Source organism: Lewinella sp. LCG006, from assembly GCF_040784935.1.
In the GTDB taxonomy this organism is placed as follows: Bacteria; Bacteroidota; Bacteroidia; order Chitinophagales; family Saprospiraceae; genus Lewinella.
The window spans coordinates 3,160,425-3,181,047 of sequence record NZ_CP160680.1; the positions used below are offsets into that span (position 1 = coordinate 3,160,425).

The 20,623-nt window shown below is 48.1% G+C and carries 16 protein-coding genes; 13 read left to right on the forward strand and 3 right to left on the reverse strand.

The annotated features are described in order from the left end of the window. The first annotated feature begins 16 nt into the window (after positions 1-16). From AB0L18_RS11305 to AB0L18_RS11365, 13 genes are all read left to right on the forward strand, one after another. On the forward strand, positions 17-637 hold the full coding sequence (locus AB0L18_RS11305; protein ID WP_367392697.1) for an MBL fold metallo-hydrolase: 621 nt from the start codon (positions 17-19) through the stop codon (positions 635-637). Positions 638-743: 106 nt separating this feature from the next. Beyond that, on the forward strand, positions 744-1,472 hold the full coding sequence (locus AB0L18_RS11310; RefSeq protein ID WP_367392698.1) for a class I SAM-dependent methyltransferase: 729 nt from the start codon (positions 744-746) through the stop codon (positions 1,470-1,472). Beyond that, positions 1,469-2,404 (forward strand): glycosyltransferase family 2 protein, encoded by a 936-nt coding sequence (locus tag AB0L18_RS11315; RefSeq protein WP_367392699.1) that lies wholly within the window; start codon positions 1,469-1,471, stop codon positions 2,402-2,404. The genes AB0L18_RS11310 and AB0L18_RS11315 overlap by 4 nt, the downstream gene beginning before the upstream one ends. Further along, complete coding sequence (locus AB0L18_RS11320) at positions 2,401-3,846, forward strand: hypothetical protein (RefSeq protein ID WP_367392700.1); 1,446 nt, start codon at positions 2,401-2,403, stop codon at positions 3,844-3,846. Before AB0L18_RS11315 ends, AB0L18_RS11320 begins: the two co-directional genes overlap by 4 nt. 395 nt (positions 3,847-4,241) lie before the next feature. After that, entirely contained in the window at positions 4,242-5,399 is a 1,158-nt protein-coding gene (locus tag AB0L18_RS11325; protein ID WP_367392701.1) for a DegT/DnrJ/EryC1/StrS family aminotransferase, read from the forward strand. A gap of 1,124 nt (positions 5,400-6,523) precedes the next feature. Next, positions 6,524-8,182 (forward strand): hypothetical protein, encoded by a 1,659-nt coding sequence (locus AB0L18_RS11330; protein WP_367392702.1) that lies wholly within the window; start codon positions 6,524-6,526, stop codon positions 8,180-8,182. A 16-nt stretch (positions 8,183-8,198) separates the two neighbouring features. Next, on the forward strand, positions 8,199-10,112 hold the full coding sequence (locus AB0L18_RS11335; protein ID WP_367392703.1) for a polysaccharide biosynthesis protein: 1,914 nt from the start codon (positions 8,199-8,201) through the stop codon (positions 10,110-10,112). A 16-nt stretch (positions 10,113-10,128) separates the two neighbouring features. Continuing rightward, complete coding sequence (locus tag AB0L18_RS11340) at positions 10,129-10,590, forward strand: NUDIX domain-containing protein (protein WP_367392704.1); 462 nt, start codon at positions 10,129-10,131, stop codon at positions 10,588-10,590. Positions 10,591-10,612: 22 nt separating this feature from the next. Continuing rightward, a complete protein-coding gene (locus AB0L18_RS11345) occupies positions 10,613-11,716 on the forward strand; it encodes a glycosyltransferase family 4 protein (RefSeq protein WP_367393149.1) in 1,104 nt (367 codons plus the stop codon). Between the two features lie 266 nt (positions 11,717-11,982). Further along, positions 11,983-13,179: a DUF6056 family protein gene (locus AB0L18_RS11350; RefSeq protein ID WP_367392705.1), complete on the forward strand. Its 1,197-nt coding sequence runs from the start codon at positions 11,983-11,985 to the stop codon at positions 13,177-13,179. A gap of 724 nt (positions 13,180-13,903) precedes the next feature. Further along, a complete protein-coding gene (locus AB0L18_RS11355) occupies positions 13,904-15,190 on the forward strand; it encodes a hypothetical protein (protein ID WP_367392706.1) in 1,287 nt (428 codons plus the stop codon). Positions 15,191-15,277: 87 nt separating this feature from the next. Then, positions 15,278-15,565 carry a hypothetical protein gene (locus tag AB0L18_RS11360; RefSeq protein WP_367392707.1) on the forward strand — a complete coding sequence of 96 codons (288 nt, stop codon included), beginning with the start codon at positions 15,278-15,280 and terminating at the stop codon, positions 15,563-15,565. 573 nt (positions 15,566-16,138) lie between these two features. Beyond that, on the forward strand, positions 16,139-17,218 hold the full coding sequence (locus tag AB0L18_RS11365) for a mannose-1-phosphate guanylyltransferase (RefSeq protein ID WP_367392708.1): 1,080 nt from the start codon (positions 16,139-16,141) through the stop codon (positions 17,216-17,218). A gap of 151 nt (positions 17,219-17,369) precedes the next feature. On the opposite strand, the gene AB0L18_RS11370 is transcribed toward AB0L18_RS11365, so the two are convergent. From AB0L18_RS11370 to AB0L18_RS11380, 3 genes are all read right to left on the reverse strand, one after another. After that, a complete protein-coding gene (locus AB0L18_RS11370; protein ID WP_367388625.1) occupies positions 17,370-18,371 on the reverse strand; it encodes a transposase in 1,002 nt (333 codons plus the stop codon). After that, complete coding sequence (locus AB0L18_RS11375) at positions 18,368-18,775, reverse strand: transposase (RefSeq protein ID WP_367389166.1); 408 nt, start codon at positions 18,773-18,775, stop codon at positions 18,368-18,370. The genes AB0L18_RS11370 and AB0L18_RS11375 overlap by 4 nt, the downstream gene beginning before the upstream one ends. 74 nt (positions 18,776-18,849) lie before the next feature. Further along, positions 18,850-20,610 (reverse strand): tetratricopeptide repeat protein, encoded by a 1,761-nt coding sequence (locus AB0L18_RS11380; RefSeq protein WP_367392709.1) that lies wholly within the window; start codon positions 20,608-20,610, stop codon positions 18,850-18,852. Positions 20,611-20,623 lie beyond the last annotated feature (13 nt).

The following is a 20,623-nucleotide window of genomic DNA, read 5'->3' on the forward strand; positions in this document are numbered from 1 at the left end:
TTGAGCACCTTTTTTGATGTATAAAATCAAGAAATTCGTTAACGCTTATCGTAGTTCTAATACCTACATTCTATCAAATGATACGGATAATGCCATTATGATAGATGCAGGAGGCCCTGACGTAGATGTCGTTAATACATGGTTAGAAAATAACAATAAACAACTGGTTGCAATATTACTTACGCATGAACATGCGGATCATTGCTTAGGGCTGCCACAGTTTTACCATCAGCATAAATGTGATATTTATTGCACACCAGAATGTGCTAAGAATATTGGTATTAGCAAGCAAAATATGTCATTTTACATAGATGAGATCACTACTTTTGAAATCGATTTACCAGTTAAATATGTTGAGGATAATCAATCGTTAAGTATTGGAGGATTTGAGCTAAAGGTGTTAAAGACACCAGGTCATAGTCCGGGTGGATGCTGTTTTTATACCCAAGACCTAATATTTACGGGTGATACTATTTTAAATGGAATCAAATCCCCTGTTACATTTCCTCACAGTAGTCGAAAAGCCTACAAAGCGTCCATTGATAAAATACTTGACGTATTACAACCCAAAATGTTGATTTGGCCTGGGCATGGTGAAGCATTTAGCTATGTTGATAAGGCTCAATTAGTATTTTAAGTGCTTTTCACCTCCTCTTCGTAATCTACTGTATAAATTCCCCCTTTTTTCTTCCAAGCAGTAAGAACAAGTGGAGGGAAAGCAAAAGGTCTACTAAAATTAATCATTGCACCCTCTCCCCCAAAATACCCTAGAACGCATCATCCCCGACCTATTAGCTACGGGTGAAACTACAGGTCGGGATACTTTGGCGCTGCATGTTGCGCGGTATGAATACGCTGCTAAGTTTGCTTATGGTTACGTACTAGATGCCGCATGTGGTGTTGGCTATGGTAGTGCATTGTTGGCTAAAGCTGCCCGTATTGATACCGTTGTTGGGATTGACATGGAGGAAAGAGCAATCGCTTATGCAAAAGAAAAGTACAACGCACCGAATATCTCCTATTTGGCTACCGATGTTTATTTGTACAAGCCTACAGTATTTTTTGATTGCATTGTGTCACTAGAAACTATAGAACATCTGCCCGATCCTGAGGGGTGCATTAGGCATTTTTACAAGCTACTTCGGCCTGGCGGTATGCTCATTGCTTCCGTTCCTATCACTCCTTCGATGGATGCTAACCCTCATCATCTTACTGATTTTAGTGCTAAATTATTTATCCAGTGTCTGGAATACGCAGGCTTTGTGATTGAAGATCAGTACCTGCAAATCCAATCCTATAATCCATTCAAATTATGGAGGGGCAAGGAACAACGAGGGAAAAATATCAGGTCTGGATTATTAAGATGGTACTGGCGTCATCCCGACAAGTTTTGGCTTCGAATTACATCCTTGCTGTCACATGGTTTTCAAAATCGCTATTTGACAGTAAAAGCTAAGAAACAGGGTGCTTGAATACATCGATTACCAATTCTTCTACTCCTCTTATTGTTATACCTTCCTACAATGAGGCACCGGCCATACTCCTTAGCACGGTTACGGAGGTACTAGCCCTCGGTTATCGGGTGCTTGTCATTGATGATGGTTCTGATGCACCTGCACTGGATGGCTTCATTCACCAGTGCCTTACAGTGGTACGGCATAGTATCAATTTAGGTCAGGGGGCCGCTTTACAAACAGCCATCACTTTAGCTACTTTCAGAAAAGAAGCTATAATCGTAACCTTTGATGCCGATGGGCAGCACGATGTTTGCGATATAAAAAAGATATTATGTCCTCTACAGGAGGGCCATGCAGATGTCGTTTTGGGTAGCCGTTTCCTAAATGAAGCTTACCATTCATCAGTACCCTTAAAGCGGCGAATACTCTTGCGAATGGGTATAGTATTCAATCATCTTCTCTGTGGTGTAAGGATGAGTGATGCTCACAACGGCTTGCGTGGCCTCAACTTGCATGCCATGCAGCAAATACGTCTGCGAGAAAATCGGATGGCGCATGCTACAGAGCTAATTTGGCAAATCAAACAATCAACATTGCGATGGCAGGAAGTACCCGTAAATATTACCTATTCGGCCTATTCTATGCAGAAAGATAATGCTTGGTGGCGTGCTCTTCGAATCATGCGAGATGTGCTTACTCGGCGTATGTTACCTGATGGGCAGCCTATTCCAGGAAGTACGCTGCTCTTTTGGTCTTTGGTACTTATATTGTTAGGTGTGTCTCTGCGTACTTATGGCTGGCTCTTCTGTCTTACAGGGAGCTTGTTTTCAATAGGAGCTCTTCTTGTTTATCGTCATCATCGAAGAAAATTGTTAGAGAAAACCATTGAGGTCAGACGATCGGCACTACAACACCATTTGGATGTAACTGAAAAACAGTTGCCATGATTGGACAAAGACTTGTCGTATTTACCTCATTATTGTCGTGGCTACCATTTTTGCTTCTTTGCCTGTTTGTACATCCTTTGGGCACGCACGAGTGGGATTGGATCAGTAATTGGGGAGGAGTGTACGACGGATGGGACTACTTCGCTATTCAACAGCATTTGTATGATACTTTAGGTGGGCGTTACAGCAGTAATTTTTTGCTTTCGCTGACCAGTAGTTGGTATAGTCTTGCGGCGTTTCGTTGGCTTTTTGTGGGCAACCTACTATTGTTGTTGGGTTCCACGGTCTATCTGTTTCGTCAGGTGTTCCCATTTTTGCACGTGGGTACATTGGTTGGATTGGCAGCTTTGTCTTGGAGCCTATACTTCGAGGCTTCCACTAGTGTGTACGAAGATATTTACCGTTTCACCGTAGTAGTCATCTACCAGTTTGGGTTGGCGGGTAACTTGTTGGCGGCAGCTTTACTTATTCGATTGCGACAACAAGGTTCGCTTTCGAAGATGGGCATCTTTCTATTATTCGTTCTTTTCGGGTTTACAGCTGGGCTGAACGAAATAAGTCTTGTTTTTTTGATCTTGTCATTAGGTGCCTACATCGTCGCACAGTGGGCAGACCAAAAAAAGGTGCCGCTTTTTATCTGGGGGCTGACTGTTTTTTTGGCCGTTTGTGCTTGGGTGATCGTCGCATCACCAGGAAATGTGCTGCGGGCAGAGGCCACCGGAGTAGTTCGAGACTTAGGAAAGACACTGATCGCCACAACAGGAGCCAGCGGTTTTCTGTGGGCGCAGTGGCTTGGTAGCACCTTGTTGATTCCTTCGGCAATCCTGCTGCTTCCTTTTGTTAGGAGCTACCAAGCGGAATTGGCTGCCACGCGTCTTTTTGGCCGTCCCTGGCTTTGGCTTGGGGTACTTCTGCTGTTGTTGCCAATGGTGTGGTTACCGGTGTTTTATGGGTCCGGCCTTACCTTATTCCCCGAGTACATCGTGGATATGCTTTACTTCGCCTTCCAATTTTGCTTTTTCGCTACCCTGACAAGTTTTATGTTGTTAAAAAAATGGCAATTGCATACGGAAACGAAAGCCATGCCATTATTATCCATCCTCGTAGGAGCTTACCTCTTAATCAGGCTTTTTGCCGGGGATGTTTATTTCGATAAGACTAATAGGGACCCGTCTAAATCCCACTGGTCACGTATCCAGCTATCTTCCAACATAGGAAACGCCTGGCTGAGTTTGTTAGGAGGTGATGCAAGTGCTTATTCATCCGATATGCAGCAGCATTATATTGCCGTGGCGCAGTGCAGAAGTGATACCTGTCAAGTAGCTAAGCCAGGTAAGCTCCCCTTTCCGCTTTATGATCCGCTTTATGATCGGCGCGATGATGGTGGAGACCCTTTTATGTGCTGGTATTTCCAGGGTCGTCCTTGCCTAGTGAAGTATTGAAATAGGCTCATAAACTTGAGGAATACCAGCTGTAATGATCCCAAAAAATCTCCATCGTGAGGGAGACGTCCGCCAGGACAGAAAGAAACCCCCTATTTGGTGCGGAGTGCGAGGTGCGGGAGCGTTTCCTCCATTCAATTAATGATTTAACCCTTACACCTAGGCTGTACAATCTGGTGCTTTTCTGACGCGACGGATTTAGCGCTTTCTTGGCAGGCTAAATTGCTATGAATAAGGTCTACTTAGCCAGGTTACACGGGCTTCAGTACGCACTTATTGAACGGAGAAAACTCGTGGCGGGCTAAAGCCACGCGCAACCTAATTTGCCACCAGATTGAACACCCTTACACTCTTACACCCTTACACTTTTCCACCCTTCCACCAACTTCCTAACCATGCATCAACCAAAAATCTGGCTTTCCTCCCCCCACATGTCGGGCCGCGAGGAGGTCTACGTGGCCGAAGCTTTTGCTACCAATTGGATAGCGCCGCTGGGCCCTCACGTCAATGCTTTTGAAGAAGTACTTGCCCAACGCGTAGGCGTGGCCCATGCTGCTGTGCTAAGTAGTGGTACGGCGGCGATTCACCTGGCACTTATCTTGTTGGAGGTAGGACCGGGTGATGTCGTCTTGTGCCAGAGCATGACCTTCTCGGCTTCTGCCAACCCCATCAAGTACCAGGGTGCCGAACCTGTTTTCATCGACTCCGAAGCGGACACCTTCAACATGGACCCTCAGGCCCTGGAAGCAGCGATCATCGACCAAAGGGCCCAGGGCAAGCAGATCAAAGCGATCATTCCGGTACACCTCTACGGCCTTTCCGCCAAGATGAAAGAGATCATGGCCATTGCCGAAAAGTACAGCATCCCCGTCGTCGAAGATGCTGCCGAAGCACTGGGGGCCAGCTTGGATGGTCGCCCCTGTGGCAGCTTCGGGAAACTGGGCATCCTCAGTTTCAATGGCAACAAGATCATTACCACCAGCGGGGGAGGAGCCCTGGTGGGCAACGACAAAACCCTCATCGCCCAATCCCGCTTCCTGGCTACCCAGGCGCGTGATCAGGCTCCCCACTATCAGCATTCGCACGTGGGCTACAATTATCGCCTCAGCAATGTACTGGCCGGTATTGGTCGCGGCCAAATGGAGGTGCTCGACGAACGTATCGCCCAACGTCGCGCTAATTTCGAGCGTTACCGCGCCTACTTCCAGCAATGGAACGAGCAAGGCTTCCACATCCAGTTTCAGGAAGAACAAGAAGGCATGTTCAGCAACCGCTGGCTAAGCTGCATTCTCGTAGATCCCGAGAAAAACAAAGGGCTCACCCGCGAAACCATCCGCCTCACCCTGGAGGCCGACAACATCGAAGCCCGCCCCCTGTGGAAGCCCATGCACCTCCAGCCCGTCTTTCAGGATTGCGCCTACTACGGTGGCACCACCGCTGAGCACCTCTTCGATATCGGTCTCTGCCTCCCCAGCGGCTCCAACCTCACGGAGGATGATTTTGAGCGCATCTTTGCGAGTTTGGGGAGGGTGTTGGAGGGTAGGTTAGTGTAGTAATAAAGTGGTATTCTGACCACTAGCGGTTACCAAATGTGTCCCTCCCGAGGAGGACATCGTTTAGAGATGTTGTGCTGTTTGCGGTTAAGGTTTTTGTTTCCTCTAGTGTGATCAAAAGTGTCCCTCTGGAGGGACCGATCCAGAGGATTGAGGGAAGAGAGAGATCGCTACTAGCTGGTGTTATCGTGTTTGCGGATATATGCTTGTTTGGGCGAGGGCTGTCCACCTCCGCCCTGCGGGCACCTCCTCTAGAGGAGGAGATCGTTTAGGGATGTTGTCCTGTTTGCGGATAGGTTTTTGTTTCCTCTAGTGCGATCAAAAGTGTCCCTCTGGATGGACCGATCCAGAGGATTGAGGGAGGAGAGAGATCGCTACTAGCTGGTGTTATCGTGTTTGCGGATATATGCTTGTTTGGGCGAGGGCTGTCCACCTCCGCCCTGCGGGCACCTCCTCTAGAGGAGGATATCGTTTAGGGATGTTGTGCTGTTTGCGGTTAAGGTTTTTGTTTCCTCTAGTGTGATCAAATGTGTCCCTCTGGATGGACCGATCCAGAGGATCGAGGGAGGAGAGAGATCGCTACTAGCTGGTGTTATCGTGTTTGCGGATATATGCTTGTTTGGGCGAGGGCTGTCCACCTCCGCCCTGCGGGCACCTCCTCTAGAGGAGGAGATCGTTTAGGGATGTTGTCCTGTTTGCGGATAGGTTTTTGTTTCCTCTAGTGCGATCAAAAGTGTCCCTCTGGATGGACCGATCCAGAGGATTGAGGGAGGAGAGAGATCGCTACTAGCTGGTGTTATCGTGTTTGCGGATATATGCTTGTTTGGGCGAGGGCTGTCCACCTCCGCCCTGCGGGCACCTCCTCTAGAGGAGGACATCGTTTAGGGATGTGCTGTTTGCGGATAGGTTTTTGTTTCCTCTAGTGCGATCAAAAGTGTCCCTCTGGATGGACCGATCCAGAGGATCGAGAGAGGAGAGAGATCGCTACTAGCTGGTGTTATCGTGTTTGCGGATATATGCTTGTTTGGGCGAGGGCTGTCCACTCCCGACCTTCGGCGACCCCTGCGAACGGGGACATGAGCGGGCCGTGGCCCGAGCGATCCATTAAAAATCTAAATAAAATCATGAAATCAAAAAAACACGCTCACGGAGCTCATCCCCTGCGTAAATCTATGCGCGTGGTTACGCTGTTTATATTGGCAGCCTGCCTGCAGCTCCCCCTCTCTGCCCAATTTTCCACCATCCAGCTCAATCAGGCAGAACGGGCCTGGTACGAGAACGATCTCTTGCGCAGCGAGCACAATATCCATACCGCCATCTTGCCCTGGCGCAGCTCCGAGGTGAGCCCCTACAGCCGTAAGGTGGAATTGCTTGCCGATACCATCGCCAAGGCACCTGGCTTCAACAACTGGTTTGACCGCAAAGCTTTTCAGGAAAACCTGCTTTCTTTTCAGGGCGAAGACTACTGGCTCACCATCAATCCCGCCGTCTATTTTGAATATGGGCAGGAAAGCGAATCCCCGGATTACGAAACCACCTACCGCAACAGCCGTGGCCTGCGTGTGGAAGGGCAGCTGGGCAAGCGTTTTACCTTTTATACGTCGCTGGTAGAAAGCCAGGCTCGCTTTGCGGCGCACGTCAACCGACAAGCAGGTACCTCCAGGGTGGTGCCCGGTTACTGGCTTAGAAAAGGCTTCCGTGATTTTGCTTCCGATTTTGCTTATGCATCGGGAGAAATCGCCTATACGCCCGCAAAGTTTTTCCACCTACGGCTGGGGCGTGGCAAGCAGTTTCTGGGGGAAGGCTACCGTTCCATGTTGATGTCGGACAACAGTGTCAACTATCCTTTCTTTCGGATGGAGACGACGGTGGGTAAGCTCAAATACGTCAACCTGTGGGCCGTCATGAATGATATTCGCCCGGAGGTAGAGCTGGCCGACGAAGTGTTTGCCCGCAAGTACCTTTCCATGCACTACTTGAGTGTAAACATTGGCCAACGTTGGAACATGGGCGTATTTGAAGGCATCATGTGGGGCGATGAGTTGAATCGCTACGGTTTTGATGTTAATTTTCTCAACCCGGTCATACTGTACCGTCCGGTGGAATTTTCGGTAGGTGCCAATGGTGGCAATACCCTCATGGGCATCAATACCAGCTACCAGTTTAGCCGCGGCATCAAAGCCTACGGACAGGTGGCCATTGATGAGTTTACCTTTTCTGAAATCCGTGACTGGAGCAAGGGACCTTGGCAGAATATGCTGGCCTGGCAGCTGGGGGTAAAATGGGGCGATGCCCTGGGCATCCGCAACCTCTTTTTGCGGGCCGAATACAACGCTGCTCGCCCACATACCTACAGTCACCGTGATGTGATCACCAATTGGGGGCACTACAACCAGCCATTGGCGCACCCCTTGGGGGCCAACTTCCGGGAAATTTTAGTACAAACCAATTACCGCAAAGGTCGCTGGCAAGGCCAGGCTGCCGTGCATACTGCTTTGCTGGGGCGTGATGAAAACAAGGAAGCCAACTGGGGTGGAAATATTTACAAGTCTTTTGATGTACGCTCCGCAGATACCGGGCTATTTCCTGGCAGTGGGGTAGAGAGCAAGCTCCTTTACTGGCGAGCAGAAATTGCGTACCTTGCCAACCCTGTTTACAACCTACGCTTGCAACTAGGTATACAAAGCCGTACCGAGGATGTACCTGCTTTGGGCTTACCCAATAGCCAGCACATCTACTTTGGCCTGCGTACCAATATGTATGAATTGTATCAGGACTATTAGTGATCAGTATCCCCCCATGAAATTCAATTCCCAAAAATCAATCTTAGGCGCTAGCCCCATGGCCGGTTACGTCACCAAGCTGTTTATCTTTGGCGTGGATATGGTGTATGCGCTCATTGCCATCACCATTGCCCTTTTACTGACGGGGAATTTTGAGTTCGAGCGGCTGAATCTTTTACTCACCTGGGGGCCCGTCTTGTTGTTGATCTTCCGAGCCATTTCCTTTATCGTCTTTCGCACTTATCTCCTGATCGTTCGCTACGTAGGGGAGAAAGATTACAAAAACGTCTTTTACGCCGTCAGTCTTTCCTCGGCGGTCTTCTTTTTGTTGCTCAAATTTCTGGCTACCCCCTTTAAGCCTAAGGAGGTTTTACCCATTGTTCTGGTCGACTATTTCGTGCTGCTACTTCTGGCGGGCGGCTCGCGCATTGTCCTGCGCTTGCTGTTTGACCGTCTTCGCTTGCAGGGCGCCAATCGTTTGAATACGGTCATTTTTGGTGCAGGAGAGCTGGGGGCCATGCTCTACAATGTGCTCAAACAGAATACGACCCACAATTATCGGGTCATGGCCTTTTTTGATGACAATCCCAGGGTTCATAAAAAGTACCTCAATGGCGTTCGGATTTATAATGCTGAAAAATCCTTTGCTTCGGTTGTCAAAAAGTACAACATCAAGTACGCGATCATTGGTATCAATCAGTTGCCGGAAGCGCGTAGAGTAGCCTTTATCAATGAGTGTCTGGAGCACCAGGTGAAAGTGCTAAAGGTACCCCCTACGGAAAACTGGTTGAACAGTACGCTGAACTTGGGCCAATTGCGTAAAATTCGTTTTGAAGACTTGCTGAGCCGGCCTCCGATCATTTTGGATCAGGAAGGTATCAGTCAGAGTATCAAAGGAAAAGTCGTTTTGGTGACCGGTTGTGCAGGGTCGATTGGTAGTGAAATCGTGCGGCAATTGCTGCCTTACGGACCCCGTTTGCTAGTGGGCTTGGACCAGGCGGAAACGCCGCTGGCACAACTGGAGCTGAGTTTGAAAAAAGCAGTAAAGAATAAATTGTTCTTGCCCGTTATTGGCGATGTACGCAACCAAGCGATGTTGGAGCAATTGTTTGCGACCTACCAGCCGGAATACGTTTTCCACGCGGCAGCCTATAAGCACGTCCCGATCATGGAGCATTTTCCTGCCGAGGCCATCCGCACCAATGTCGTAGGGACGATGCACCTGGCGGATTTGGCAGTAGCCTACAAGGTGCAAAAGTTTGTCATGATATCGACCGATAAAGCCGTCAATCCCAGCAACGTCATGGGCGCTTCGAAGCGGATTGCCGAAATCTATGTCCAGGCACTCAGCAGCAGAGGCGATCATCAGACCCAGTTTATTACGACCCGTTTTGGGAATGTTCTGGGCTCTAATGGTTCGGTGATTCCTATTTTTAAGAGGCAAATAGAACAAGGCCAGGCCGTAACCGTTACGCATCCGGAGGTCACCCGTTTCTTTATGACCATCCCTGAAGCATGCCAGTTGGTACTGGAAGCGGGCGCGATGGGCAAAGGCAGTGAAATTTTTATCTTTGACATGGGCGAGTCGGTCAAAATTGTGGACCTTGCCCGTAAGATGATCCAGATGGCCGGGCTGGTTCCGGGGCAGGACATCGAAATTCGCTTTACCGGACTGCGCCCCGGCGAAAAGCTCTACGAAGAGTTGCTCGATGATGGTGAGGGGGTGATTGCTACCCACCATCCCAAGATTCAAAAAGCAGCAGTAAGGGCCAATGATTACGAGGAAGTAAAAGCAGAAATGGAGGCCCTTGTGAAGCTGATGGATCAAAAAGATGTGTTGCAGCTGGTAAGCAAGATGAAGGATATTGTACCAGAGTTTACCAGTCGCAATTCGAAATTTTCTGTTCTTGACAACAGCGAAATAAACTAAAAAAGGTGTCCTTCGCATGCAGCTTCCTTTAAAAAAGTTGTACCTCAGAACCATCGGCCGTTGGCTGACCTCTGACCTGTTTGCCTACCGGATGCCCGTTTCCGTAAAGGGAATATGTTTTATTGACGGCAAGGTGATCCTCTTGAAAAATGAGCGCAACGAGTGGGACCTGCCCGGCGGGAAAATTGGCCGCAGAGAAACCGTAAAAGCAGCCCTGAAGCGCGAAATCAAAGAAGAGCTGGGCATCGAAGTGAAAGTGGAAGAGCTGCTGGAGGTGTTTACCGCCAGGATGAACCATCAGGTGGATGTCCTGATAGTGGTTTATCGATGTACGACGAAAGCGACGATGCAAGATTTAAGAATAAGTTCGGAGAGTTTTGAGATAGGTTGTTTTTCTAATGGTCAATTATTAAATTTGAAATTGAACCCCAGATATCTCTACTATTTAGAAAAAACGTTGTCTTCGCCAGACGCTTAAAGAAACGACCATCCAAGCCTCCATCCTCCTCGTCTCTAATTCTGCATTTAACATCTTCCACTTTCGGAAGAGTCTATGGAAAATGCTCTTAAAGGAAGGGTATGAGGTGATTGCACTGGCACCCGCCGACGGCAAGGAACAGGGGCTAAAAGATGCAGGGCTCCGCTTTGTTGATCTACCCAGTTTGCAGCAATATGGCAATGGCCCCGTGAGTGATGTGCTGCTGTACCGAACCCTGGTGAGTAAGTACCAGGAATTACAGCCCGACCTCATTCTTCATTTTACCATCAAGCCCAATATTTACGGCAGTGTAGCCGCCAAAAAAGTAGGCATACCTTCTATTGCAACCATCACAGGGCTGGGGACTACCTGGCTCAATGGCGTTCTGCTCAGGAAGATCACCCAAATGCTTTATCGTTATAGCTTGCCGGCCTCTAACGTCATTGTCGGGCAGAATGCACATGACCTGGAATCCCTGCAAAAAATCGGTGTGAAAGCCAACGAGTGGCAATTGATCCCGGGCTCGGGTATTGATGTCAACGAGTTTGCGCCAACCGCTCCAGTTGTAGCCGCTTCCGCCAAGCAATTCCTTTTTTTAGGTCGCATGCTGATTGATAAAGGGCTCGAAGAGTTGTTCAATGCCTGGCACCAAATTCACCATCTTCTGCCCGATGCTCATTTGCTCTTGGTAGGAGAACTTGACCCGCAGCATCCGCGCTGTATTCCCGAGAAAATTTGGCAAGCAGGGATCGCCTTGCCCCGGGTGGTTTACCACGATTATCAGGAAGATGTGCGCACTTATATTGATCGTAGCCAGGTCGTCCTCTTGGCGAGCTACCGCGAAGGAATACCTCGGAGTCTGCTCGAATCCATGTCAATGGGCAAACCCATCATAGCTACCGATGTTCCGGGCTGCCGCGAGCTGGCCCTCCCCCGCAAAACTGGCTGGCGGGTTCCTTCCCGCTCTTCAGCCGCACTGGCAGAAGCCATGCTACAAGCCTACCGCAGCAAACCCGAAGAATTGACCCAACTGGGAAACAATGGCCGCAAATTGGTCTGCGAAGGATACAGTGAAGCAATTGTCACGCAGCAGTATTTGGAGATTATTAAAGAGCTATTAAGGTGAACCGAAAGTATCTGCGAATAGTTACGGTCACCTTCGCTACGCTGCTGTTTTTAGGGGCGTTTCCTTTTGCTTGGATTACGCAATTCCTTTATCCACTGGGCATTCATGAATGGGATTGGTTGGGGAATTTTCCCTCGATGACCTCGGGGCTGAATTATCAGGAGACCCAATGGTTTTGGTGCCAAAATACAGGCGGCCGATACACCAGTACAGCGATATTAAGCAGCCTTCCCTATTGGTATAATTTAGCCGCTTTTCGGTTAGTAGTGTTGATTTTTCTATTGCTGATTCCTTTAAGCCTTATCTACTTCTTTGTAAAAATCACCCGGCCACTACCGGGTTTTTTCTTAGGTGGAAGCTGTTGGTTACTATTTCTCGATCAAATTACCAATACTTACGACAGCTTACTTCGTTTTACTTGTCTCCCTATTTATCACTTGGGCTTTGCATTAAGCCTTTTGCTTGCAACGGTCTGGTGGCGAGTGATCAACGAAGATTTTAAAGGACGAAAATCCTATTTTATACTTGCATGTTTAACATTCCTGGCGGTGGGAACCAACGAAATCACCATGGTACATTTGTTGGTCTTAATCAGCAGCATAAGTTTTTTCTGTTATCGAAAGCATGGCCGGATTTCAGCAGGAGTAGTTTTCGTACTTTTGGTGACTTTAGTAGGGTGCTTTTTAGCACTTGCTGCTCCAGGTAACTATGCTCGTATGGAGCTCTATCCTGCTGGGAAATCATTCTTACGTGCAGGCGGATTAAGCGCAGGCGTAAGTGTTTTTTTAATCATTGAATGGTTAACCAACAGCATGCTAATGCCTGTAGGAATCTGCTTGCTAGTCATTCATCATTTTTTGTTCAAGGATCAATATTTTACCATTTTTACCAAGCCTTGGCTTTGGTTAGCCAGCGTGGGGCTTATCCCCTTGTCGCTCTTTCCGCTGATGTACGGTACGGCAGGTACTTCGCTGCCTGAAAGAGTGGTAGATTTATTGTTCTTGATTTTTTGTATTTCTGTTATCGGTTGGTTATTTGCTTTGTACCAATCTCACCTTTCCAAAGGAAAAGGCGGGATACCGACGGGTTTAGGTGTCGCTTTAGGGCTTGCACTTGCTATTTTCGTTGGGCTGAATTTTTTCCTTGGGGGGCTAAGCTTAGATCGAAATCTTGAGAAAAGAGCTGGTACTTATCTGGAACTTGTCAAAGTGGAAGCAAATATAGGTAGGGCTTATTTGCAACTCCTACAGGGGATTCCACAAAAATACGCCAGCGAAATGCAGGGTATTCAACAACAATTACTGACTTGCCAAACGGATACTTGTGAGGTCAAGCCTTTGTCGGTTACTGCCTTTGTCGGTTATGATCCTCTTTATGACCGGATGTGGAACAAGGGAGAAAGTGGGATGAATTATTATTGGTCGCTGCGCCCAGGGACAAGAGCTGTTTATAAAAAAGAATAGGCATGCGCCATCTCCTTCTGTCCTCCGCTGGAGTTAATCTCCCTACACGACTTTATCAAGCACATCCTTTGAATTGTTAAATATTCGCTATCAATTGATTACCAAATATAGACAATACAATATTCGACCTCTCCGAGGTCAGGCAAAGAATTTGCATCATTTTTCTACCAATATTCGACCCTGTCCGGCAAGCCTTGGCCAGACGGACTCTCCGAGGTCACCCGAAAGCATCTCGGAGAGATGCCCTATTGGTAGAAAAACGACGTTGAAATACCAAAACGACCTCGGCGAGGTCGAATATTCCTCCCTGTATTTGCCATGATGTGTGCAAGTTTTCCACGGCTTTGCCACGGGCTACCCCGAAGAGATTATAATGACAATAGATAGAGATGGAAAAAAGCGGAAGGCTCCTGTCCGACTAACCAGGCGGGCTCTACAACTTTTGCCAAATGGAGTAAGTCCAATTTATTGAACCGCTCGTTGCTTAAAAAATCATATTTTTGGAATATGGCAGAAGAAGCAATGAAGAGCGTACCTGATATGGCGGATTTATAGGGGGCTAAACCATGGTCTTGGATTTAAAAAAGAAAGATTTTAGATGCTATATAGGGAAACCGTCTCATCCAAGCTTTTGGCATTTTTAGAGGTGAAGACCGCTATTCAGCAAGCAGTAAGCCAGGTCAGTGGTTTCTAAGGAAAGACATATCACCGTACTTTAATAACCATGCACTTCCTCCTCCTAGCCTATAAGTACCCTCCCGTCAGCCATCCCGGTAGCTTGCGGTGGTACCATATTTCCAGGCAATTGGCCAAAAGAGGCATACCTTATTCGGTACAGACTTCCGCGAATCAGTCCATTTTTCCTCAGGACGCAGCGTTGAGCCCAGATGCTTCTGCACCCATCCAACGAATCCCCACCAACGATCTACGCAGCTGGCGAGCAGGCCGCAAGGAAGAGGCCGCTCACTTGCCAATCAGCGAAAAAAGCGGCAAGGTGCATACCTTCTTCCGCTCCCTCTACCACGCCTATCCCTTTGTCCTGTTTACTGGCGACGGCGGTTATACTTATATTAGGGAAAGCTATCGCGCCGCTGTAAAGCTTATTGAGGAGGAAAAAATCACCCATCTCTTCAGTTCTTTCCGCCCCTGGGCCGACCATCTGGTGGCCTATCGCCTGAAGAAAAAACACCCTCACCTCGTCTGGATCGCTGATTTTCGCGACTTGCCCGTAGATCCCGTCCGGCGCGATGTATGGTGGCCTGGTTTGCAAAGCTGGTGGCAAAAACGCTTACTCAAACGGGCCAACATCGTAACGACCGTTTCTGACGGGCTGGCCAAGCGCTTAGGCCGGGATCATCAGAAGGTGGTTGTGGTAAGAAATGGCTTAGCTAGTTTGCCCAATGGCTTCCTTACCGCTCCGGCATCTGCGCATTTTACCATCACTTATACGGGTTCCTTATATCCTGGTTGGCAATCGGCAGAGCCCTTACTACAGCTGTTGCGGGAGCTTATTAACGAAGGTGAGCTCAATCCCGCCCACCTCGAGCTGCACTACGCGGGCAAAGACGGTGCCCTTTGGCAGGAATGGACAGCGCGCCATACCCTCAGCTACCTGAGCATCGATCACGGCATGGTGCCTCTAGCCCGGGCGCAAGCAATGCAAAGCAATAGCCAGCTCAACTTACTACTCTCCTGGTCGGCCAAAGATTATGGGGGCATCATGACCGCCAAACTAGGCAGTTACCTTTCAGCAGGCCGCCCCATCATTGCCCTCCTACACGGACCATCCGACCCCGAACTCAGCCAAGTGGTACAACAGACTGGCGCGGGTTTTGTCTACGCTAGCGAAGACCCACAAAGTAACCAACAGCTACGTACCTTCCTCCTTCACGCCTACCGCACCTGGGCTTTCTCCGGTGCCCTCCCCTGGCGAATTGATCCTCCCCAGCTTCAAGCTTATACTTGGGAGAAACAAGTAGAGTTTCTTCTAAACCAACTACAAGATTCATAGTTTTTTGTTATAGTATCGGTAAATACTATAAATAAAAAGATATGGGTCATTTCCCCCATCTTTGCGTTGTTATTAAAAACAATAGCCATGCAAGATCAACAACTTACATTAATCAACAGTACTTACGCTCCTCAACAGGCACGTGAGGTATTGTGTTCTTTGCTCAACGACAAGATCAAATTTTTGAACCATCAGATTTTGAGCACCTTCGAAAGGTTCGGAAGCGATACCTCTCACCTGGAAAGACGCCTGGAAGAGATCAAAGCAGAAAGAGACCAATTGACACGCCAGCTCAAAGCACTCGACAACGAGGAGTATTTGCTGGAAATCGATTGTCGCATCAACATTAAAGTGACTACACCAGAGATGGCGTAATCTTTATTGCCTATATGATTGACGCTAGTAGCATCAACTATTTCCGACCTCCGCTTTCCCACTTCCGACTTTGGAAAGTGTAAAAGTTTGAAAAGTATAAGGGTGTAAGAGTTGGGTGATTGACGCTAGTAGCATCAACTATTTCCGACTTCCGCTTTCCCACTTCCGACTTTGGAAAGTGTAAAAGTTTGAAAAGTGTAAGGGTGTAAGAGTTGGGTGATTGACGCTAGTAGCACCAACTACTTCTGATGACTCCCCCTGACACCTTTACACTTAGGCTATACAATCTGATGCTTTTCTGATGCGACGGATTTTAGCATTTTCTTGACAAGCTAAATTGCTACGTAAAGGTGCACTTAGGCAGGTTGCGCGGCTTCAGTCCGCACTCATAGAAAGGAGAGAACTCGTTGCGGGCTAAAGCCACGCGCAACCTAATTTACCATCAGATTGTACAACCTACCTTTACACCCTTACACTTTTACACCCTTACACCCCCTTACCCCCCTTTTTTCCGACTTCAAAAAAACCTCCTTACCTTAGTGGTTAATTTTTATCAACGTATTTATTAGCTTCATGCAAGATCAACACACTTACGTAGCCATCATGGCGGGTGGGGTCGGTTCCCGTTTCTGGCCTGCCAGCCGGGAGGAACGCCCTAAGCAATTTTTAGATATTCTCGGTACGGGCAAGAGCCTGCTAAGACTGACTTTCGAACGTTTTTTACGCCTCACCTCTGCAGATCGAATTTTCATTGTCACCAACGCACAGTACAAAGCGCAGGTGCTGGAACACCTCCCGGAGCTGACGGAAAATCAGATCTTGTGCGAGCCTTCCCGCAACAATACCGCCCCTTGCATTGCTTATACGGCTTTCAAGCTTCAGCAGCTTGATCCCGAGGCTAACCTGGTGATTGCGCCAAGTGATGCGCTCATCAACAACGAGCCACTTTTCGTTGATAACATCCGCAAAGCACTGTCTTTTACCGCTGCGAACGATGCCTTGGTGACGCTCGGGATTGCGCCCGATAGCCCACATACCGGCTATGGCTATATCCAATTTGGCGATGGTGGCGATGGTGTTTACCCCGTAAAACGATTTACTGAAAAACCCGAATTGCAGGTGGCTCGCGAGTTTCTTGCCAGCGGTGATTACCTCTGGAATGCGGGTATTTTTGTTTGGCGTGCTGCTACGGTCTTGGCCGCTTTCAATACCCACGCACCGGAAATTACGGCGCTCTTGGGGCAAAATCTGGCTTGTTACAACACGGCTGATGAACAGGCCTTCATCGACGAAGTCTATCCGCAGACGCCAAAAATATCGGTTGATTACGCGATCATGGAAAAGGCAACCAACGTCTTCACCATCCCCGCCCAATTTGGCTGGAGTGACCTCGGCGCTTGGGTTAGTCTGCACCAGGAAATGAAGCAGGACGAAGATGGCAACGCCGTCCAGGGCAAAAGCATCCTTTTGCACGATACCCACAATACCCTGGTACGCATTACCGGCAACAAATTGGCCGTCATTGCCGGCCTGGATGACTACATCATTGTCGATGAAGGCGATGTCTTATTGATCTGCCCAAAATCCCGCGAGCAAGAAATAAAAATGCTCCGCACCCAGGTAGAGGAAGTATTCGGCCCGGAGTTTGTTTAACGCGAGTAAGAGTTAGAAGGCTGGTTTTTTGGGGTAAAAGTTGGATAAGTGTAAGGGTAGGTTGTACCATCTGATGCTGTCTACCTTTACACCCTTACACCCTTCCATGACCTTCCCTAAATAACGTTGACAGGTTTATCAATCATTCTACTTAAAAGCTAAGTGCTAGTTGTCCATCTTCTTTTGGCAAACCAAGCTTAACAAATGCGGGCAGAATCTGACTTGTCCCATCAAAAGCTCCGCTACTGGGATAAGTCAGATTCTGAGCCGCCATTGGCTGGTATTCCAACTCTTTTGCTTCGCCGTCTCGTATCAACAACGATGGTGGTCTTTGCCCCTTACTCTCCTCAAGATAACATTCAAATCCCAAAGGTGCAATTCGCAGCGGTAACTGACTATGGTGACGCACTTTGTTGTAGTTCTCTACAGCCCTCTTCACGTACCTTCTCAGTGCTCTATAATCTCTGATTGGCCAGTGCTCAAGGTATTCATTCTTGATCACATCATTGAGCTTCTCTGCGTACGCATTGTCCAATGCTGTAATGCACATGCTAGAGCTGATTCCTCGTGACCTCAATACTTCTATAAAGTCATTGCTGCGATACTGGGAGCCCCCGTCACTGTGGAAGATCAGTTCACTCAAATCCATACCACGACGCAACCGCAAGGCCATTTTCAGAGCCTCTATGTTTGCTCTAGCTCGGAGGTTATCACTTACGCTATAGCCCACTATAAGCCGGGAATACACATCTATGATAAACGTCAGATAGTAATACTTGTCCTCTAGGCGATAGTAAGTCGTATCCGATTGCCAAACTCGGTTTAAACCTATGATAGTAAGTAACTTAACTAAATTAGGATACCGTAAACCACCACTCTTCGTAGTTCTAACATAGCTCCTTTTTCGTTCCAGCGAATGACCCAATAGAGTCATCTCTCGAATAAATGCATCGCGACCTAGTCCTTCTGGCTGGATCATATAGTAGGCCTTTTCAAGACCCAAACCTCCGTGATCTGCACGGTGTGTCAACAGCATTGCTTCCGCTGAATACACCCCGTCCTGATAATCCGCTCGCCGACGTAAATATTGCGACAGCGATTGACGCGAAGTACCTAGTGCAGCATATACTTGTTCATTACTTGGACTCTTCATTTCTGATCTGTATTTCGACAAGAGCCGGACAAGGGAGTCGTAAAACCACTTTTTTTTTCAACATCTATTCCTGCTTCACGAAGCTCCTCTATAAAGCTCTCATAGTAGTCCAATTTAATTTGTTTTTGACCTAGAGAACGTTCTAGTTCAGCCACCCGCTTTTCCAGCAATTTAACCTTCTCCGTCTGGGAATTTGGTACTTCCACTATTATCGCTTTTTGTTGATCGTACGAGCTGTACTTACTTATCCAGCGGTACAGAATATTTACATGGATGCTGTATAAACGACCTATCTGGGCCACGCTAAAGGTACCTTCTTCATAGTCCTTAACTCGCGCTTTTTTAAAGGTTTCACTGTAATTACGACGCCTTTTGGGCCGATTAACCTTATTCGTTGACTTCATTTTTAACTAAATTTGTTGTCAACGTATTTCAGGGATAGTCACCAACTAACAATCAACAATCAACCATCAAACCATCAAACCATCAACCTAAACCTAATCATCATATCACTCTGCAACATCTTGACCCTCACCTTGTCGCCTTTCTTGACTTCAGGGTGTTGAGGGAAGCAAAAAAGAGCCTGGCCCCAGTGTTCCAACTCCCCCTCGGGGCGAGAGGAGACGATGATGTCATCATCCAATTGGAGATCAAACCAAAAGACGAGGGCTTGTAAGCTGCCATTGTGCTCGATGGAGAACTCGTGGAAAGTTTCCATGGGGCGATCATCTGGATACGCGGGCGGGAGCTTGTAGAAATCTACCTTCATCAGAGGAATGACGGGAGAAAGCACCTGGTAATTTTCTGCTTTGAGGATGATTCTAAAATATTCATCGGATATTCGAAACTGCTCAAAAGGAGAAAGATCAAAACCTGCGATCTCCTTTACGGGCGCAATCCTGCTGCGGAACGGAATTTCAATCAGCTGCCCGAACAACTGCAATCCTGCTGGAATAAGCTTCACTTCCGGCTTCGCCAGGTTTTGCACGGCGTGCCGGATCGAAGGCAAGACCCCTTCTCCGAAGGCACCCACATCCAGGATTTCTGAAATGATCAAATCCACTTTCTCTTTTACTTCTTTCCCTACTTTCAGTTGGGTCGACTTTTTTGAGAAAAGATCGATTTGTTGGTCGTAGCCATTAAGGGCAATGATTTCATCGGCGGTAGCTGCCAGTCGCTCATTCATCTCGCAGGCGACGATGCGTTCGGCGCCTGCGCGGGCGGCCATCATGGACAGCAAACCCGATCCCGTGCCAATATCCAATACGCGGGTAGCTGGAGTCACGGCCTTTTCAATGGCGGCTTGATAGGCATTGTTGCGCTCGCTGTCGGCCAGCATCTCAAAATGCCAATAGGGTATTTTACTACTCATCAAACGCCGGAAATTGCTGAGTGCGCCAGGATCGTCGGGGCTGATGTCTAAAGCTTGTCGGTAAAACTGTTCGGCCTGGTCAGTGCGGCCGAGTTCATTGTTGGCATTACCCAGTAGGATATTTACGTTGAGATCCCCGGGATGAAGGGAATAAGCTTTTTCCAGCGTAGCTAGCCCTTCGTTGTTTTTTCCAAGATCGAGATAGAATTTCCCCATTAGGGCGTACCCCAAAAAATGATCAGGATGAGCCTCAATGGTGCGTTGGAACATGGTGGTAGCAGCAGCCGTCTGTCCGGTATCTGCCAGGAGGTTACCCAGGGTGGTCAGCAACTTGAGGTCATTGGGCTCAATGAGCAGTGCTTGTTCATAGGTTTGTTGGGCGATATCTGTCTTTTGGAGGTAATGGTAGACGGCCCCCAAGGTATCGTAAGCTTGTAGAAAATCAGGCTGTTGTTCGATGATCGCGTGTAAAACCTGAATGGCTTCAGTAAACTGTTGTGTTTCCAGCAGTACATTGGCGAGGTTGTAAGCAATATCGGGCCGCTGTGGCGCAAGTTGACTGGCCTGTTGGATAGCCGCAATGGCTTGTGGTGTATTTCCACTTTGTTGAAAGGCAATACCCAAATTAAGATAGGCATCGGGATTGGCAGCATTCAGCTGTATGGCTTCCTGAAGTAGTTCAATGCTTGTCGCAATCTGACCACTGGCCAGTAGTACGCCCCCTAGTGTGGTCATAATGCCATCATGGGTGGGGATTTCTACCAGAATAATTCTCAGCAGTTGTTCAGCTTCCACCAGCTGCCCGGCCTGGTAAGCGGTCATCGCGCGCTGGAATACAGCTTCGGCATCAAAAGAATTGGGTTCCATGATAAGGTGTGGT

Coding starts and splice junctions, on each gene's coding strand:
- AB0L18_RS11305 (WP_367392697.1), top strand. CDS start 17: ATGTATAAAATCAAGAAATTCGTTAACGCTTATCGTAGTTCTAATACC.
- AB0L18_RS11320 (WP_367392700.1), top strand. CDS start 2,401: ATGATTGGACAAAGACTTGTCGTATTTACCTCATTATTGTCGTGGCTA.
- AB0L18_RS11325 (WP_367392701.1), top strand. CDS start 4,242: ATGCATCAACCAAAAATCTGGCTTTCCTCCCCCCACATGTCGGGCCGC.
- AB0L18_RS11330 (WP_367392702.1), top strand. CDS start 6,524: ATGAAATCAAAAAAACACGCTCACGGAGCTCATCCCCTGCGTAAATCT.
- AB0L18_RS11335 (WP_367392703.1), top strand. CDS start 8,199: ATGAAATTCAATTCCCAAAAATCAATCTTAGGCGCTAGCCCCATGGCC.
- AB0L18_RS11340 (WP_367392704.1), top strand. CDS start 10,129: ATGCAGCTTCCTTTAAAAAAGTTGTACCTCAGAACCATCGGCCGTTGG.
- AB0L18_RS11355 (WP_367392706.1), top strand. CDS start 13,904: ATGCACTTCCTCCTCCTAGCCTATAAGTACCCTCCCGTCAGCCATCCC.
- AB0L18_RS11360 (WP_367392707.1), top strand. CDS start 15,278: ATGCAAGATCAACAACTTACATTAATCAACAGTACTTACGCTCCTCAA.
- AB0L18_RS11365 (WP_367392708.1), top strand. CDS start 16,139: ATGCAAGATCAACACACTTACGTAGCCATCATGGCGGGTGGGGTCGGT.
- AB0L18_RS11370 (WP_367388625.1), bottom strand. CDS start 18,371: ATGAAGAGTCCAAGTAATGAACAAGTATATGCTGCACTAGGTACTTCG.
- AB0L18_RS11375 (WP_367389166.1), bottom strand. CDS start 18,775: ATGAAGTCAACGAATAAGGTTAATCGGCCCAAAAGGCGTCGTAATTAC.
- AB0L18_RS11380 (WP_367392709.1), bottom strand. CDS start 20,610: ATGGAACCCAATTCTTTTGATGCCGAAGCTGTATTCCAGCGCGCGATG.